This is a genomic window from Caulobacter sp. SRI_008, from assembly GCF_057586355.1.
Genome location: NZ_JBYCZS010000003.1, coordinates 197889 through 214690, shown reverse-complemented (window position 1 = coordinate 214690; position 16802 = coordinate 197889). Strand labels below are relative to the sequence as shown.

At 69.0% G+C, this 16802-nt stretch carries 17 protein-coding genes; 11 read left to right on the top strand and 6 right to left on the bottom strand.

Going from position 1 to position 16802, the window contains the following annotated elements:
- Positions 1-17 precede the first annotated feature (17 nt).
- Both AC2YHT_RS04455 and AC2YHT_RS04450 read right to left on the bottom strand, forming a co-directional pair.
- Positions 18-944: a DUF6807 family protein gene (locus tag AC2YHT_RS04455; RefSeq protein ID WP_487288375.1), complete on the bottom strand. Its 927-nt coding sequence runs from the start codon at positions 942-944 to the stop codon at positions 18-20.
- Positions 944-1531, bottom strand: a complete 588-nt coding sequence (locus AC2YHT_RS04450; RefSeq protein ID WP_487288374.1) for a glutathione S-transferase family protein — start codon at positions 1529-1531, stop codon at positions 944-946. Before AC2YHT_RS04450 ends, AC2YHT_RS04455 begins: the two co-directional genes overlap by 1 nt.
- A gap of 155 nt (positions 1532-1686) precedes the next feature.
- On the opposite strand from AC2YHT_RS04450, the gene AC2YHT_RS04445 reads away from it, so the two are divergent.
- Entirely contained in the window at positions 1687-1923 is a 237-nt protein-coding gene (locus tag AC2YHT_RS04445; protein ID WP_110119940.1) for a DUF2171 domain-containing protein, read from the top strand.
- Between the two features lie 243 nt (positions 1924-2166).
- On the opposite strand, the gene AC2YHT_RS04440 is transcribed toward AC2YHT_RS04445, so the two are convergent.
- The gene (locus AC2YHT_RS04440) at positions 2167-3369 is read right to left on the bottom strand and encodes a pyridoxal phosphate-dependent aminotransferase (protein WP_487288373.1); all 1203 of its coding nucleotides are present in this window, start codon (positions 3367-3369) and stop codon (positions 2167-2169) included.
- A 285-nt stretch (positions 3370-3654) separates the two neighbouring features.
- Between AC2YHT_RS04440 and AC2YHT_RS04435 the strand changes: the two genes are divergently transcribed.
- Positions 3655-4239: a hypothetical protein gene (locus tag AC2YHT_RS04435; protein WP_487288371.1), complete on the top strand. Its 585-nt coding sequence runs from the start codon at positions 3655-3657 to the stop codon at positions 4237-4239.
- A gap of 132 nt (positions 4240-4371) precedes the next feature.
- Here the strand turns inward: AC2YHT_RS04435 and AC2YHT_RS04430 are convergent, their stop codons facing one another.
- A complete protein-coding gene (locus AC2YHT_RS04430) occupies positions 4372-4905 on the bottom strand; it encodes an NADPH-dependent FMN reductase (protein WP_487288370.1) in 534 nt (177 codons plus the stop codon).
- 61 nt (positions 4906-4966) lie between these two features.
- Positions 4967-5635, bottom strand: a complete 669-nt coding sequence (locus tag AC2YHT_RS04425) for a nucleotide-binding protein (RefSeq protein ID WP_487288369.1) — start codon at positions 5633-5635, stop codon at positions 4967-4969.
- A 216-nt stretch (positions 5636-5851) separates the two neighbouring features.
- Between AC2YHT_RS04425 and AC2YHT_RS04420 the strand changes: the two genes are divergently transcribed.
- Both AC2YHT_RS04420 and AC2YHT_RS04415 read left to right on the top strand, forming a co-directional pair.
- Positions 5852-6565, top strand: coding sequence for a TVP38/TMEM64 family protein (locus AC2YHT_RS04420; protein ID WP_487288431.1), 714 nt, complete (start codon positions 5852-5854; stop codon positions 6563-6565).
- 247 nt (positions 6566-6812) lie between these two features.
- Positions 6813-8399: a 2-isopropylmalate synthase gene (locus tag AC2YHT_RS04415; RefSeq protein WP_487288368.1), complete on the top strand. Its 1587-nt coding sequence runs from the start codon at positions 6813-6815 to the stop codon at positions 8397-8399.
- Positions 8400-8445: 46 nt separating this feature from the next.
- Here AC2YHT_RS04415 and AC2YHT_RS04410 read toward each other — a convergent pair whose 3' ends face one another.
- A complete protein-coding gene (locus AC2YHT_RS04410; RefSeq protein ID WP_110119945.1) occupies positions 8446-8919 on the bottom strand; it encodes a hypothetical protein in 474 nt (157 codons plus the stop codon).
- Positions 8920-9044: 125 nt separating this feature from the next.
- Here AC2YHT_RS04410 and AC2YHT_RS04405 point away from each other — a divergent pair, with 125 nt between their 5' ends.
- From AC2YHT_RS04405 to rodA, 7 genes are all read left to right on the top strand, one after another.
- The gene (locus tag AC2YHT_RS04405; RefSeq protein ID WP_110119946.1) at positions 9045-9629 is read left to right on the top strand and encodes an O-methyltransferase; all 585 of its coding nucleotides are present in this window, start codon (positions 9045-9047) and stop codon (positions 9627-9629) included.
- Positions 9626-10504, top strand: coding sequence for an EamA/RhaT family transporter (locus AC2YHT_RS04400; protein WP_487288367.1), 879 nt, complete (start codon positions 9626-9628; stop codon positions 10502-10504). Before AC2YHT_RS04405 ends, AC2YHT_RS04400 begins: the two co-directional genes overlap by 4 nt.
- Positions 10505-10865: 361 nt before the next feature.
- Entirely contained in the window at positions 10866-11909 is a 1044-nt protein-coding gene (locus AC2YHT_RS04395; protein WP_056761599.1) for a rod shape-determining protein, read from the top strand.
- Between the two features lie 48 nt (positions 11910-11957).
- The gene (gene mreC, locus AC2YHT_RS04390; protein ID WP_487288366.1) at positions 11958-13064 is read left to right on the top strand and encodes a rod shape-determining protein MreC; all 1107 of its coding nucleotides are present in this window, start codon (positions 11958-11960) and stop codon (positions 13062-13064) included.
- The gene (locus AC2YHT_RS04385; RefSeq protein ID WP_487288365.1) at positions 13061-13570 is read left to right on the top strand and encodes a hypothetical protein; all 510 of its coding nucleotides are present in this window, start codon (positions 13061-13063) and stop codon (positions 13568-13570) included. The genes mreC and AC2YHT_RS04385 overlap by 4 nt, the downstream gene beginning before the upstream one ends.
- Positions 13571-13574: 4 nt before the next feature.
- On the top strand, positions 13575-15614 hold the full coding sequence (gene mrdA, locus AC2YHT_RS04380) for a penicillin-binding protein 2 (protein ID WP_487288364.1): 2040 nt from the start codon (positions 13575-13577) through the stop codon (positions 15612-15614).
- A complete protein-coding gene (rodA, locus tag AC2YHT_RS04375) occupies positions 15611-16768 on the top strand; it encodes a rod shape-determining protein RodA (RefSeq protein WP_110119952.1) in 1158 nt (385 codons plus the stop codon). Before mrdA ends, rodA begins: the two co-directional genes overlap by 4 nt.
- Positions 16769-16802: the final 34 nt, after the last annotated feature.

The window sequence follows — 16802 nt, the reverse complement described above, 5'->3', positions numbered from 1 at the left end:
CGGTCTTGGGTCTGTCTTCAGGGCTTCGGCGCCGGCGCGGCGGCGGGCTTGGGAGCGCGCTTGCTGGCCGGGCGGATGATCAGGGTCTCCTGCAGGCGCAGGCTTTCACCCTTCTTGATCACATAGGGCGCGCGTCCGGGGAAGACGCAGTTCTGCATGGAGAGCTCGTTGCGCAGGATCCAGCGGGTCACCGGCTTGTCGTTCGCCTTGCAGCTCAGCCCCACGGTCCAGGCCGCAACGCCCGAGCCGCTCGCGGCCGATGACCAGGCAAAGCCCATGGCCTTGCCGGCCTCGACCGGTTCGTTCTGCGGCTTCACCTGCTTGCCGCCCGAGCCGAACACCAGGGCGTCGGGACGGATCAGCCGGATGGAAAAGCCGCCATAGCCCTTGGCGTCGTCGCTGCCGCCCAGGGCCAGGGTGTCGGTGCGAGCGGTGATGGTGGTGTCGAAGTCGATCCGCCGCGCGCCGCCCTTCAGCGGATGGACGGTGACCTTGGTGGTCTCGGCGGCGGCATAGACCACCTCCGGCCCCGAATTGACCAGCCAGTCGGCCTTGATCGTCACGATCCCGCGTCCGGCCGCGTCGCCCTCGAAGCCGCGATCGTGCACGTGGAAGCTCAGGCCCTGCATGAACCAGCCGTCGCCGACGCTCTTGCCGTTCACCAGCACCTGATGCCAGCTCCAGAACGCGCCCCGCTGATGCAGGTGGTCGGCGGGCCGGTCCTCGGTCAGCACCGTTCCGTCCGGCGCGTAGAGCGGGTGGACGTAGTTGGCGCGGCCCGGCTCCTTGGCCGGGTCCAGCGGCTTGGTGCGGTAGACGAGGGCGGTCTTGCCGTCTTCCGTCACGGTGATGGCGTCGTCGCTGAGCGCGGCGTCGATGCGGCCGGCGAAGGCGGGCGACGCCCCAACCAGAAGGGCGGCGGCGAGCAGGGCGGCTTTCTTCATCAGGAGAGGTCGTCCTTGGTCAGAGCGCGGGCGAGGGCGGGGCGGGCGTTGGCGCGGGCCAGCCAGGCGTCATAGACGGCGTGGGGCGGCAGCATCTGGCGGGCGAACTGCAGCAGGCTGACGAACAGGATGTCGGCCGCCGAGAAATGCTCGCCCAGCAGCCAGGGCTGCGTTTCCAGGGTGGTGCGCAGGCGCTCGTCGAGGGCGGCGTACTGGGCCTTGTCCTGGTCGTCCTGGCGCTTCTTCCAGAGATTGGTCACCGCCGGCTCCAGCACGCCGGCGTAATAGGCCAGCCAGCTGAGATAGGGGCCGCGATGCGGGTCGCTGATCATGGGCCCCAGGCCCGCGGTCGGGAACTTGTCGGTCAGGTAGAGGGCGATGGCCGCGCTTTCGGTGATCAGCACGTCGTCGTCCAGAAGGGCCGGCACCTGGCCGTGCGGATGGGGGTTGCGCGGGTCGGGCGCGCCCGTGCCCGTGGTGCTGCGGAAGATGTCGACCTTCTCGATCTTGTAGGGCGCGCCCAGTTCCTCCAGCAGCCAGAGGAAGCGGGTCGAGCGCGAGCGCGGCGCGTGAAACAGGGTGAGCATGGCGGCGTCTCCTGGGACCCGTCTCTTTCGCGGGTCTCGCCAGCGAACGTATGGCGAACGCGAGGCCTCGGCAATCGGGAAACCAACGGTCGCCCACGGCCGTTGATGCGGTCAGGGCCGCGCTATGACGGCGCGGCCGACGGGAGGACACATCCATGATGGATGCATCTCAAATCCACGAGCATCTGGAAGTCGTCGGATCGGACGGCAAGCACGTCGGCCGGGTCGATCATGTGGTCGGCACTGAGATCGAACTGGCCAAGTTCGACCTCGGCGGCGGCCTCAAGCACCACATGATCCCGCTGTCGTGGGTCGACTATGTCGATGACGACGCGGTGCACCTGAGCCTCACCCAGGAAGACGCCAAGGCCCGCTGGCGCGAAAAGCACTGAGGGCGCGGGCATACCCGATTTGCACCTTTTATTCCGAGCATCCCCGCGAAGGCGGGGATCCAAGCCGAGCCGGTGGATGATCCGCAGCCGCGCCTCGTCCTGAGAGCCAGCTTGGATCCCTGCCTTCGCGGGGAGAGACGGATTTAGGTTGATCTCGCGGGGCCAACGAAAAAGGGGACCGGCCATCGACCGGTCCCCTTCGATCATATCGCTAGATCCACAATCTAGCGTTCCAACCAACGCCTACTTAACGCTGGCGCAGAAGCGCTGGATGCGCTGGCAGGCGTCTTCCAGCACGTCGTTGCTGGTGGCGTAGCTGATGCGGAAGAACGGCGACAGGCCGAAGGCCGCGCCGTGCACGACCGCTACGCCCTCGGCTTCCAGCAGTTCGCCGGCGAAGTCCTCGTCGGTCTCGATGACCTTGCCCGACGGGGCCGTCTTGCCGATCACGCCGGCGCAGGACGGATAGACGTAGAAGGCGCCTTCCGGGGTCGGGCAGTGCAGGCCCTGGGCCTGGTTCAGCATCGACACCACCAGGTCGCGGCGCTCCTGGAACAGCTTGGCGTTCGGCTTGATGAAGTCCTGCGTGCCGTTGAGGGCCTCCAGCGCCGCCCACTGCGAGATCGAGCAGGGGTTGGACGTCGTCTGGCTGATCATCTTGCCCATGGCCTTGATCAGCGCTTCGGGACCCGCGGCGTAGCCGATGCGCCAGCCGGTCATCGAATAGCCCTTCGAGACGCCGTTCATCGTCAGGGTGCGGTCATAGAGCTTGGGCTCGACCTGGGCGATGGTGGTGAATTCGAAGTCGTCGAACACCAGGTGCTCGTACATGTCGTCGGTCAGCACCCAGACCTGCGGATGGCGCAGCAGCACGTCGGCGATCGCCTGCAGTTCGGCGCGGGTGTAGGCGCCGCCCGAGGGGTTGGACGGGCTGTTGATGATCAGCCACTTGGACTTCGGCGTGATCGCCGCTTCCAGCGCTTCCGGCGTGATCTTGAAGCCGCTCTCGGCGGTGGTCTCGACCGAGACGGGCGTGCCGCCGGCCAGCAGGGTCATGTCGGGATACGACACCCAGTATGGCGCGGGGATGATCACTTCGTCGCCCGGGTTCAGGGTGGCGACCAGGGCGTTGTAGATCACCGGCTTGCCGCCCGGGGCGACATGCACCTGGCTCGGCTTGTACTCCAGGCCGTTCTCGCGCTTGAACTTGTCGCAGATCGCCTGCTTCAGCGCGGGCATGCCGTCCGGGTCGGTGTACTTGGTGTGGCCGGCCTTGATGGCGGCGATGGCCGCGTCCTTGATGTTGTCCGGGGTGTCGAAGTCCGGTTCGCCGGCGGAGAGGGCGATCACGTCGCGACCGGCGGCTTTCAGCGCGCGCGCCTTGGCGCTGATGGCGATGGTGGCCGAAGGTGCGATGCGCCGCAGGGCGGCGGACTCGAGCGACATGGTCTTGGACTCCCCTGGAAAGGACCGGTTTCAGGATTGCGGCGGTCTTTACGCCCGACCCCTTCGCGGCGCAACGCGAGACCGGACTAAAGCTGCGCTTCTTGCCAGGCTGTGGCGGTCGCGCTACCGCTACCATTCGATAACAAGGGTCCGCCGCGCGTACGGCGGAGCCACGCGTCGGGGGACGTGGTCGGAGCATCCGGCATCCCCCTGGGAAGGAAACGGCCCGCCGACTCGCACAGGCGAGCGGTCACAAGTCACGCCTTTCGGAAGGGGGAACACCTGATGAAGAAGACCATCCTCGGAGCCGCCGTCGCGGCCCTCTCTCTCTCGCTTGTCGCGCCGGTCGCCTCGGCGCGCGACGAGGGGATCATGAAATACGCCCTCAACAAGCCCTCGACGGCCTGGAACGTCTACGGCCCGGGCCAGACCAACGGCTACGTCAAGGACAAGGCCGTGGCCGGCGGCGGCGGGGTGCGGGTCGTGGTCGCCACGCCCGACCCGGCGGCGGCCTGGCGGGTCTCGGGCGGCCAGGCGGTCAACGGCAAGATCACCAAGGGCGACGTCATCACCGTGGCCTTCTGGGCCAAGGCCGAAGCGGTGGAAGGCGGCCCGGCCGCGGCCACCGTCGCCTCGGTGCGCGTCCAGCAGTCCAGCGAGCCGTGGGGCGGCATCGTCGAGGGCGGCTCGGTGAAGGTCGATAGCGCCGAGTGGAAGATCTACAGCGTCAGCGGTCGCGCCACGATGGACGCCGACAAGGGCGGGGCGGGCGTCGCCCTGCACCTGGGCTCGACCAAGCAGACGATCGTGCTGGGTCCGCTGTTCGTGCTGGACTTCGGCCCGAACTACGATCCGTCGCAGCTGAAGTAGGGGGCGGGCGCTTAGATGCTCCCCCTCTGGGGGAGCTGTCGCGAAGCGACTGAGGGGGTCTGCTCGGCATAGGCCGGCGCTACCCCCTCCGGCCCTCTGGGCCACCTCCCCCAGAGGGGGAGGATCTTGGGCTCAGCCCCGCACCGCCTCCACGAACCCCGCCAAGTGCCTCCGCAGGCCCTCGATCGTGCGTTCGTCCGTCAGCACGCCGTCGACAATCTTCAGATGGGCCTGGCCGACCAGCACGTCGCCCTGCGGCTCGGTGCGGGCGCCGGCGCGGCGGAGGCTAAGGCGCAGGGCGTCCTGGGCGCGGACGGTTCCGGTGATCCCGGGCGAGGCCCCGAACGGGCAGCACAGCTTGCCGGCCAGCGGCGCGGACTTGCCGCGCGAAGCCCAGTCGACGGCGTTCTTCAGCACGCCGGTGATCCCGCCATTGTATTCGGGGCAGGCGATGACCAGGCCGTCGGCGGCGCGGATCGCCTCTTTCCAAGCGACGACGGCGGGCGGGTCGCCCTCGTCCTCGAGATCCTGGTCGAAGAACGGCAGGTCGTGCAGCGAAAACGGCGTGATCGTCACGCCCTCCGGCGCCAGGTTCTGGGCCGCGCGAAGCAGGGCGGTGTTGAGCGAGGCGGCCCGCAGGCTGCCCGAGACGCCGAGAAGGTTCATGCGCGACTCCTAGGAAAAGGGAGGCGCGACCATGCCCGTCGCCGTCGGGCCGGGGCAAGCCTCAGCCGGCGCGAACGGCGGCGAGGTCCGCTTCGGTCAGGTGAAGCTGGGCGGCGACCTGGCTCCACAGGCGGCCGATCTCCTGGGCCGCGGCGCCGGCCGGCTCCCATTCCAGCACCGAGCGGCCGTGGGCGATCGACTGCTGGAAGGCCGTGCGCGAGCGCAGGCCCACGACGGCCAGCGGCAGGCCGCAGAAGCGCAGGGCCTCGGCCGCCTTGACCACGCTGGACGGCTCGACGCCGCCGCGCTTGGCCGGGGCCTGGTTCAGCACGATCAGACCGCTCTTGCCCAGGCGGCGCACGGCCTCGGCCGAGCGGGCCACGGCGGCGATGTCGAGGAAGGTCGGGCGGCAGACCAGCAGGCACAGGTCGGCGACATTGACGGCGGTGACGACGTCGGCGTCGGGCGCGGCGGGCGTGTCGACCACCATCAGGTCGAAGGCCTCGTGCTCGGCGTGGAAGCGGGCCTGGTGCAGCTTGCCGGCGCTGCTTTCCAACAGCACGGGACCGTCGGCGGCGCGGCCGCGCAGCACGTCGGAGGCCGAGCGCTGCGGATCGATGTCGGCCAGGATCGTCCGGCGGCCGGCCAGATGAGCGGCGAGCGCCAGGTTGACGGAAAGGGTGGTCTTGCCCGCGCCCCCCTTGCGCGAGATGACGGCCAAGGTCTTCACGTTCGTTTCCTCACTGCGCCCGCGTCCCCCTGCAGGCCTGTGGATAACTAGCGTTGGTATACGACGTTATCGCAACGTCAAAGTCGCCACGCGGGAATCCGGCCTCTCGGCGCCCGCCGCCGGGGCGAACTTTTCCCGTCGATGCACAGCGGCCACGCTTTTGACGCCATCGGGGCGCTTGACCCGGCGCCGACCATGCGCGAGGCAGGACCCGTGATCATCCGCCGTCTCATAGACTTCTTCACCAACATGGACGCCCGCGCCTGGCGCGCGGTGGCCGTCTCCTTCGTGCTGTTCGGCGGGGTGGGGATCGTCTTCCTGTTCGGCGCCCAGCTTCTGGGCCTCAACGGCGAGACCACGGTCGAGCAGTGGCTGACCGCCGCGCACGGCCCCTGGGCGCTGCCGGCGGCCGTCGGGGCCTTCGCGGCCCTGGCCTTCGTGGGCGTGCCGCAGTTCGTGCTGATCGCCGCGGCGGTGGTCGCCTTCGGTCCGTGGACGGGCCTGGCCTACAGCTGGATCGGCACCCTGGTCTCGTCGCTGGTCGGTTTCTGGGTCGGCCGGGCGTTCGGCGGCAAGATGCTGGCCAGCCTGCCCAGCGACGGCGTGCACAAGTTCATGAAGCTGATCGGCAAGAACGGCTTCCTGGCCAGCCTGATCGTTCGCCTGGTGCCGTCCGCCCCGTTCATCGTCGTCAACATGGCCGCCGGAGTCACGCCGATGAAGGTGCGCGACTTCACGGCCGGCACCGCGATCGGGATCATCCCCAAGATCGCCCTGACCGCCTTCGCCGGGAACACCATCGTCCAGGCCATGCGGGGCGGCGGGATCCAGCACATCGTGATGCTGGTCATCGCGGCCGCGATCTGGATCGGAGCGGGTTGGGTCGCCCGCAATTGGCTGAAAGCCAAGGAAGAACAAACCGACGCTTAATTCCGACAGGGGCATTTCTTGCCCCTGTCGCGGCGAAATGCCCGTCTTGCGAGCAAACGGCTTGCTGGATTTGGCGTGGTTCGCTAAACAATCCGTCATGTGCCGCGAACGCGACAATCTCCTTCTCCTTGCGCTGGGGCTTAGCCGCCCCTGGGCGTCCGTCTAGCCGCGCGTACGAATCGTCGCGGCCGGTCGCTCAGGGGATGAACCGCCCTTCAGCCCTCCGGACCTCGCGAAAGACAACTCCATGACCGCCCCGATCACCGCCGCCGTCGATTCCAAGAAAGAGTCCGGCCGCGACAACGTCGTCATCTTCGACACCACCATGCGCGACGGCGAGCAGTCGCCCGGCGCCTCGATGTCGCTGGAAGAAAAGCTGGAACTGGCCAAGATCCTCGAGGAGATGGGGGTCGACATCATCGAGGCCGGCTTCCCGATCGCCTCGAACGGCGACTTCCAGTCGGTCAACGAGATCGCCAAGATCGTCAAGAACTCGACCATCGCCGGCCTGTGCCGCGCCCACCAGGTCGACATCGACCGCTGCGCCGAGGCCCTGCGCCCGACCCAGCGCGGTCGCATCCACGTGGTGATCGCCACCTCCGACCTGCACATGAAGCACAAGCTGCAGATGGAGCCGGACGCCGTCATCGACGTGATCGCCCGCTCGGTGACCCACGCCCGCAACCTGCGCGACGACGTCGAGTGGTCGGCCGAGGACGCCACCCGCAGCGACCGCCAGTTCCTGCGCCGCGCCATCGAGACCGCCATCAAGGCCGGCGCCACGACGATCAATCTGCCCGACACGGTGGGCTACACCTACCCGTCGGAATACGCCGACCTGTTCAACTGGATGGTCAACAACGTCGAGGGCGCCGACAAGGTGATCTTCTCGACCCACTGCCACAACGACCTGGGCCTGGCCGTGGCCAACAGCCTGGCCGGCGTGCAGGGCGGCGCTCGTCAGATCGAGTGCGCCATCAACGGCCTGGGCGAGCGGGCCGGCAACGCGGCGCTGGAAGAAGTGGTGATGGCCCTGAAGGTGCGCGGCGACAAGCTGCCCTACGACACCCGCATCGACACCACCCACATCACCCGCGCCAGCCGCTACGTATCGGCCATCACCGGTTTCCCGGTTCAGTACAACAAGGCCATCGTCGGCAAGAACGCCTTCGCGCACGAGAGCGGCATCCACCAGGACGGCATGCTCAAGAACCGCGAGACCTACGAGATCATGACGCCGGAATCGGTGGGCCAGGCCCCGTCGAGCCTGGTCATGGGCAAGCACTCGGGCAGCCACGCCTTCCGCGCCAAGCTGAAGGACCTGGGCTACGAGCTGGGCCAGAACGCCCTGAAGGAGGCCTTCGGCCGCTTCAAGGACCTGGCCGACCGCAAGAAGCACGTCTACGACGACGACATCATCGCCCTGGTCGACGACGCCCTGGCGCGCGGCTCGGAGAAGATCCGCGTCTCGCACCTGCGCGTGGTGGCCGGCACCGAAGGCCAGTCGGCCGAGCTGACCCTGGACGTCGACGGCCAGCCCAAGAGCGCCGAAGCCTCGGGCGATGGTCCGGTGGACGCCGTGTTCAACGCCATCCAGAAGATCGTGCCGCACAGCGCCGCCCTGCGCCTGTTCCAGGTGCATGCGGTCACCGAAGGCACCGACGCCCAGGCCCAGGTCTCGGTGCGTCTGGAAGAAGACGGCCGCATCGCCACCGGCGCGGCCGCCGACACCGACACCCTCACGGCCTCGGCCAAGGCGTACGTCAACGCCCTCAACAACCTCTTCGCCCGCAAGGAGAAGAGCGCGCCGGCGGCCATCGCCAGCGGGTTCTGAGGCGCTAAAGCCTCACCTGTTTCCTAGCTGACGGGGCAGGGCGGTCTTAAGCCGCCTTGCGCCAGCCCCAGCGTCGCGTCGCCAGGATCTCGGCGGCGAGGTGCGCCTGCGGCTGCACGTCCAGGCCCAACTGGGCCAGGCCCTCGCACAGCGACAGGCGTTCCTCCGCGTCCACCACGGCGCTCACGTCGATCACCATCACCCCGCCCGGGCGCAGCAGGCCCAGGGTGGAGGCCGCGGTCGCGCGCATGTCGTCGGCCGTGGGGCAGCCCACGACCAGCAGCACGTCGTTGCGCTCGTCGGCGGCCGAGCAGGTGGCCCGGCGGGCGATCTCGACGCGCTGGTAGCCGCGACGCCACAGCTGGCCCATGGCCTCGGCGGCGTCGGGTCCGGTCACGGCGACGAAGCACAGCGGGGTGGACTGGGCGAGCTCGAGCATCCGGTCGAGCGTCGGATCGATCCCCTCGGTCGGGACGCCCAGCAGGAACTGTGCGGCTTGACGAAGCGGGTGGGCAGACATGGTGAACACCTTGTTAGGGAACGCAGCTTAAGTGCGCCAACCCCACTGTTCTGCCGCCGCGCCGCGTCAGGGCGCTATTCGTAAACCCGCCGCCGGCGTAAGGGCGGCATAAAGGAGCCGAACCCATGAGCTCGACCCTGGAAGGCAGCGTCGCCTCGCCGCCGCGTTGGCACGAAATCGCCATGCGCACCATCGAGGCCGGTTTCGACATGTCGTCCGAGGCGCGCATCGGCGAAATGCTTCGCATGCTCGCCGTGGGCCGCAAGGCGCTGCTGGAAATGGGCACGGGCACGGGCCTGGCGACCGCCTGGCTGCTGGACGGCATGGACGAGGACGCCCGCCTGGCCACCGTCGACAATGATCCCGAGGTCCAGGCCGTGGCGCGCGACGTGCTGGGCGAGGACCCGCGCGTCGACTTCGTAACCGAGGACGGCGCGGCCTATCTGGCGGGCCAGAACGACGGCGGCTTCGACCTGATCTTCGCCGACGCCGTTCCCGGCAAGTACGAGAGCCTGGACGACGCCCTGCGCCTGCTGCAGGTCGGCGGCATCTACGTGGTCGACGACATGTCGCCCCAGCCGAACTGGCCCGAGGGCCACCAGGCGCGGGTCGACGACCTGGTGCTGCGCCTGGCCAGCGATCCGCGCCTGGCCATCGTCGGCATGGACTGGGCCTCGGGCGTTCTGGTGGCGGCGAAGAGAGCGGCATGATCTGGATCCCCATCACCATCGGCGCGGCGGCCCTCCAGGTCGCCCGCAACGCGGCGCAGCGATCGGTGATGGGCGGGGCCGGCCCCTGGGGCGCGACCCTTGTGAGGTTCCTGTTCGGCCTGCCGTTCGCGATCATCTTCGCCGCGATCGCGTTCCTGGTCACCAAGGACCCTCAGGCGCATCTGACGACGCGCTTCTGGCTGGGCGCCTTCGCCGGCGCCGGCCTGCAGATGGCGGCCACGGCGGCGCTGCTGGTCGCCATGCAGCGCTCGTCCTTCGCCCTGGGCACGGCCATGCAGCAGAGCGGCCTGCCGTTCGCCCTGGTCTGGGGCGCGCTGCTGTTCGGCGACCACATCAGCGGCCTGCAATGGGCCGGCGGCCTGGTGGCCACGGCGGGTCTCGCCGCCCTGTCCTGGCCGCGTGGTCCGGTGACGATGAAGCGTGGCGCGGCCCTGGCCGGTCTGGGCGCGGGGGCGATGTTCTCGCTCAGCGCCAACTGCTTCCGCCAGGCCTCGCTGACCTTCGATCCCGCGCACCTGGCCTATTCGGCCTTCGTGACGGTGATGGTGGTCCAGGCCATCCAGTCGGTCGCCCTGACGGCGATCCTGCTGGTCCGCAATCCCGACGCCGTGGTCGCTGTGCTGGCGGCCTGGCGCAAGTCGCTGGGCGCCGGTTTCTGCGGCGCGGCCGCTTCGGGCCTGTGGTTCACGGCCATGGCGCTGAGCCCGGTGGGGCCGGTGAGGGCGGTCGGCGTGGTCGAAATTCCCTTGGCCGCATTGGCTGGACGCCGGCTGTTCGCCGAACGGTTGACCCTGTTTCAGATCGCCGCCGGGGTGGTTACCGCCCTCGGAGTCGTCATGGCCGCGCTCGGCTAGTTTTCGCCACGTTTATGCGTTCCCCCTGCCGCTTCGCTCACGAGTTTGAAACAGGTGAGAAGGCTTGGCGAATAGACCTTGAAATCAACGCTTTCGCGGTGCAAACGGGCGGCGTCTCCCACACTCTTCCGGTGGTTGGACGACGGCGCGGCCCGGCGGCTGCGCTCCCGTCGCCGCAGGAAGGCGCAGGGCAGGGCAAGGCGATGATCCGCGTACGCGGGGAATCATGTTGTCCTCTCCTCGATTTGCAGTAGGAGCCTTTTTCTCGTCTGCTCCGTCCTCGCGGCGGAAAAGGCTCCTCGCCCACGGTTTCCGTGGTTTTTGACGTCTCGCCCCTTCTACCCCTCAGTCAGGGTTTTCGATGTTCTCTTCCCTCTTCGGCGTCATCTCGAACGACATCGCCATCGACCTGGGCACGGCCAACACCCTGATCTACCAGAAGGGCAAGGGCATCGTGCTGAACGAGCCGTCGGTGGTTGCGCTGCGCAACGTCGGCGGCCGCAAGATCGTGCACGCCGTCGGTATAGAGGCCAAGCAGATGCTGGGCCGCACGCCGGGCCACATGGAAGCCATCCGCCCGATGCGTGACGGGGTCATCGCCGACTTCGAAGTCGCCGAAGAGATGATCAAGTACTTCATCCGCAAGGTTCACAACCGCAAGGGCTTCGTGAACCCGAAGGTGATCGTGTGCGTGCCGTCGGGCGCCACCGCCGTCGAACGCCGCGCCATCAACGACAGCTGCCTGAACGCCGGCGCCCGCCGCGTCGGCCTGATCGACGAGCCGATGGCCGCCGCCATCGGCGCCGGCCTGCCGATCCACGAGCCGACCGGCTCGATGGTCGTCGACATCGGCGGCGGCACCACCGAGGTGGCCGTGCTGTCGCTGTCGGGCATCGTCTATTCGCGCTCGGTCCGCGTCGGCGGCGACAAGATGGACGAGGCGATCATCAGCTACATGCGTCGCCACCATAACCTGCTGATCGGCGAAACGACCGCCGAGCGCATCAAGAAGGAAATCGGCACCGCCCGCGCGCCGGCCGACGGCGAAGGCCTGTCGATCGACGTCAAGGGCCGCGACCTGATGCAGGGCGTGCCGCGCGAAGTCCGCATCAGCGAAAAGCAGGCCGCCGACGCCCTGGCCGAACCGGTCGGGCAGATCGTCGAAGCCGTGAAGGTGGCCCTGGAAGCCACCCCGCCGGAACTGGCCTCGGACATCGCCGACAAGGGCATCATGCTGACCGGCGGCGGCGCGCTGCTGCGCGGCCTGGACGCCGAGATCCGCGACCATACCGGCCTGCCGGTGACCGTGGCCGACGACCCGCTGTCGTGCGTCGCCCTCGGCTGCGGCAAGGTGCTCGAGCATCCCAAGTGGATGAAGGGCGTCCTCGAGTCGACCCTGGCCTAAGCGTAGTACAATCCGTATCGGCGCCGGGGGGCGCCAGGAGAACAGTTCGTGCCCTTTCGTGAAGGTCCGCTCGGCGACCTGAAAGTGCCGCTCACCTGGACCGCGGCCGTGGCGCTCATCGTCGCGGTCGTGATCGCGGTGGCCTTCCTCCTGGCCGACCGGCGTGAGACCCTGCAGCTGCAGGCCTACGGCGTCACCCGCCAGACTGTCGACACGGTGGCCAAGCCGGTCAGCGGCGTCATCGCCGCGCCCGGCCGCTGGACCGGCGTCGGCGTCGGCGCCGTGCGCAACTACTTCTTCGCCGGCGCCGAGAACGCCCGCCTGAAGGCCGAGCTTCAGGAGATGCGGGCCTATCGCGACAAGTACCTGGCGCTGGTCGACGAGAACGACCGCTACAAGTCGCTGCTGGGCCTGAAGACCGATCCGCCGATCCCGATGGTCGCCGCCCGCGTGGTCGCCGACAGCCGCGGCCCCTTCGCCAACACCCGCCTGGCCGACGCCGGCAAGGAGAAGGGCGTCGTGGTCGGCAATCCGGTGATGAACGAGCGCGGCCTGGTCGGTCGCGTGGTCGGCGTCGCGCCCGGCGTCAGCCGCGTGCTGCTGCTGACCGACATCGCCTCGCGCACACCGGTGATGATCGACCGCACCAACGCCCGCGCCATCCTGACCGGCGACGGCGGCCCCAATCCCAAGCTCGACTACCTGCGCGGGGCCGATCCGATCCAGCCGGGCGACCGCGTCGTCACCTCCGGCGACGGCGGCGTCGTGCCGCGCGGCCTGCCGGTGGGCGCGGCCGTCAAGGGCCTGGACGGCCGCTGGCGGGTGGTGCTGTTCGCCGACAGCACCTCGATCGACTACATCCGCATCCTGCTGTTCAAGGACTTCGCCCAGCTCGCCGACCAGCAGGCCCTGGCCGCCAAGGTGCTGCCGCCGGTGATCACCGAGAACCCCGAGGAGTCGATGCTCGGTCCGGTGAAGCCCGCCGCGCCGGCTCCGGCCGCTGGAACCGCCGCTCCGGCGACGACCACGGCTCCGAAGCCCGCCGCGCCCAAGCCCGCCACGGCTGGAACCACGACGCCGGCCAAGCCGCCCGCCGCCAGGCCTCCGGCCGCCGCGACGACGCCTCCGGCCGCTCCGGCCAGGACGCCGCAATGACCGGCGCCCGGCCCCTCAATCCGGGGCGCTGGCTGGGCGTCCCCATGCTGTTCGTGATCCTGGCGACGCTGGCCTTCGCCGCGCCGATCCGCATGTGGGGCCTGCAGCTGCCCGAGCCGGTGTTCGCCATGGTCCCGGCCTTCGCCTGGGCGGTGATCCGGCCCTCGATCCTGGCGCCGTTCGCCCTGCTGGTGCTGGGCCTGTTCCTCGACACCTTCTGGGGCGGGCCGACCGGCCTGTGGGGCTTGTCGCTGCTGGTCGCCTACGCCTCGGTGCTGGCGGCGCGCAACATGCTGACCGGCCAGAGCCGGCCGATGATGTGGGCCTGGTACGCCGGGGCCTGCGCCGTCTCGATGAGCGCCGGCTTCCTGTTCACGATGATGGACAGCCTGGCCATGCCCAGCCTGGTGGCGGTGTTCTGGCAGTTCCTGGTCACGGCGCTGCTGTTCCCCTTCGCGCACAGGCTGATCGATCGCTTCGAAGACGCCGACGTCCGGTTCCGGTGAGGCGATGAGCGAACCGTCGATCTTCTTCTTCGAGGTCAACGAACGGCAGGGGGTCTTCCACCGCCGGGCCTTCCTGCTGGGCGGCTTCGCGGGCCTGGGCCTGCTGACCCTGACCGGGCGCCTGGCCCAGCTCCAGCTAGTCGAAGCCCAGCGCTACCAGAAGCTTTCGGCCGGCAACCAGTTCAACTACCGCCTGGTGCCGCCGCCGCGCGGCCTGATCCTCGACCGCAACGGCGTGGCCCTGGCCTCCAACCGTCCCAACTTCCGCCTGATGGTGATCAAGGAGAAGGGCATGGACGTCGAGGCCACCCTCGACGACCTGGCCACCCTGGTGCCGATCGACGGCACGCGCCGCGCCCGCCTGCTCAAGGAAGTCAACAACGCCCCGCGCAAGGCGCCGGTGGTGGTGATGGAGGACATGAGCTGGGAGGAGTTCTCCCGGATCAACATCCGCACCCCCGAGCTGCCCAACATCAGCGCCGACATGGGCGAGGTGCGGGTCTATCCGTTCGGCGGCGCCTTCGCCCACGTCATCGGCTACGTGGCCAAGGTGTCGGACAAGGACGTCGAGGCGGCGCGGACGGACCTGACCCAGGACCAGGAACTGCTGCACAATCCCGGCTTCCGCATCGGTCGCCAGGGCGTGGAAAAGGCTTTCGACATTGCTCTGCGGGGCAGGGCGGGGGCCATCAAGGCCGAGGTCGACGCGCAAGGCCGCGTGGTCAGTCTCGACCCGGCCGGCGACATCCCGGCCACGCCCGGCAAGGAAGTGCGCCTCACCCTCGACGCTGACATCCAGAACCGCGCCCTCGAGGTGATGGGCGAGGAGAGCGGCGCCATCGTGGTGATGGACGTGCGCAACGGCGACCTGCTGGCCATGGTCTCGGCCCCCAGCTTCGACGCCAACCGCTTCGTCAAGGGGCTGTCCGGGGCCGAGTACAAGGCGCTGTCGGAGTACGAGCGCAAGCCGCTGCTCGACAAGGCCATGACCGGCACCTATCCGCCGGGCTCGACCTTCAAGCCGACGGTGGGCCTGGCCGCGCTGACGGCCGGCATCGATCCCGAGGTCCGCATCAACTGCCCGGGCAGCTGGTACTACGGCGGCCGCACCTGGCGCTGCTGGCAGAAGGGCGGCCACGGCGCCCAGAACATGCACGACGCCATCAAGAACTCGTGCGACATCTACTTCTACCAGACGGCCCTGAAGATCGGCCCGGACGCCATCGCCACCGCCGCGCGCGGCATGGGCTTTGGCCAGGTGTTCGACATCGGCATCCCCGGCCAGAAGAAGGGCATCGTCCCTGACCGCGAGTGGAAGAAGCGGGCCTTCAAGCGCAATCCGGCCAACCAGATCTGGTTTCCGGGCGAGACCCCCAGCTACGGGATCGGGCAGGGGGCCCTGAACGTCAACGCGCTGCAGCTGGCGACGATGACCGCGCGCCTGGCCAACGGTAAGAAGGCCCTGGTGCCGCGCCTGGTGAAGTCGGTGGGCGGCGAGGAGCAGCCCAGCGGCGCCGACGTGCCCGACCTGCCGTTCTCCAAGGAGCACCTCGACTACGTGCGCGGCGGCATGGCCGCCGTGGCCAACGACGTGCGCGGCACGGCCTACAAGCAGAGCCAGCTGGGCCTGGGCGATGTGCAGATGGCCGGCAAGACCGGCACCGCGCAGGTCCGCAGCTACGACAAGGTCAAGAGCCGCAACAGCGCCTCGGTGCAGTGGAAGCTCAAGGACCACAACCTGTTCGTGGCCTTCGCGCCCTATGACGATCCGCGCTACGCCGTGGCGGTGCTGGTCGAGCACGGCGGCCTGGGCGGCGCCACCGCCGGCGCGCCGCGCGCCCGCGAGGTGATGCGCGTGGCCCTGCTGAAGGATCCGGAGATCCGCGCCCGCATCGAAAGGCCGATGCCGCTGCCGGAGGCTCCCGTCGAAACCGTCGACGGCGTGGTCGAGGGCGCGGCCCCCGACGAGCCCGAACTGGGCGCGCCGTCGCCGCCGGAGGCGACCCCGCCCACCGGCCAGCCGCCTCAGGGAGGCCACATATGACCCTCAGCGGCGGCCTCTCCCGGCCCGGCGAACGCGACCGGCCGATCATCAAGTTCATGGAGATCGACTGGACCTTTTGCCTGCTCCTGTGCCTGATCGCGGGCTCCGGGGCGCTGATGCTGTTCTCGATCGCCGGGGCCTCGTGGGAGCCCTGGGCCGACAAGCACCTGCTGCGTTTCGGCCTCTACTTCGTGATGATGATCGTGCTGGCGATGATCGACCTGCGGGTCTGGTTCTCGCTGGCCTATCCGGTCTACATCATCGGGCTGCTGCTGCTGGTGGCGGTAGAGGCGATCGGCGACGTGTCGCTGGGCGCCCAGCGCTGGCTGTCGATCGGCGGCTTCCGCTTCCAGCCGTCCGAGATCATGAAGCTGGGCGTGGTGCTGGCCCTGGCCCGCTACTATCACGGCCTGTCGGCCGACAGCGCCCGGTTCTCGTGGCGGCTGTTGGTCCCGGCGGCGATGATCGGCGCGCCGGTGCTGCTGGTGGCCCACCAGCCCGACCTCGGCACCGCCATGCTGATCGCCCTGACGGGCCTGGCCATCGTCATTCTCGCCGGCCTGTCCTGGCGGGTGATCGCCACCGGCGTCATCGGCGCCCTGGTGGCCATCCCGCCGTTCGTGCTGTTCGTGCTGCACGACTACCAGCGCAAGCGGGTGCTGACCTTCCTCAACCCCGAGGCCGACCAGTCGGGTTCGGGCTACCACATCTACCAGTCGAAGATCGCCCTGGGCTCGGGCGGCCTGCTGGGCAAGGGCTTTGGCCTGGGCTCGCAGAGCCAGCTGAACTTCCTGCCGGAAAAGCAGACCGACTTCATCTTCGCCACCCTGGCCGAGGAGTTCGGCTTCATCGGCTGCCTGTGGGTGCTGGCGCTCTACGGCGTGGTGATCTTCATGGCCCTGCGTATCGCCTCGATCAGCCACAGCCACTTCGGACGTCTGGCCGCCTCCGGCGTGACGGCGACCTTCGCCCTCTACGTGCTGATCAACGGGGCCATGGTCATGGGCCTGGCGCCGGTGGTGGGCGTGCCCATGCCGATGCTGTCCTACGGCGGCACCGTGATGATGACGGTGATGATCGGCTTCGGCCTCGTCCAGGCCGTGCGCGTGCACCGCTACACCGAAGTCACCAGCGGCAAGGGCTCGCTGATGTAGGAGGCGACCCGCGTCGCTTTCCTGTTTACGTACG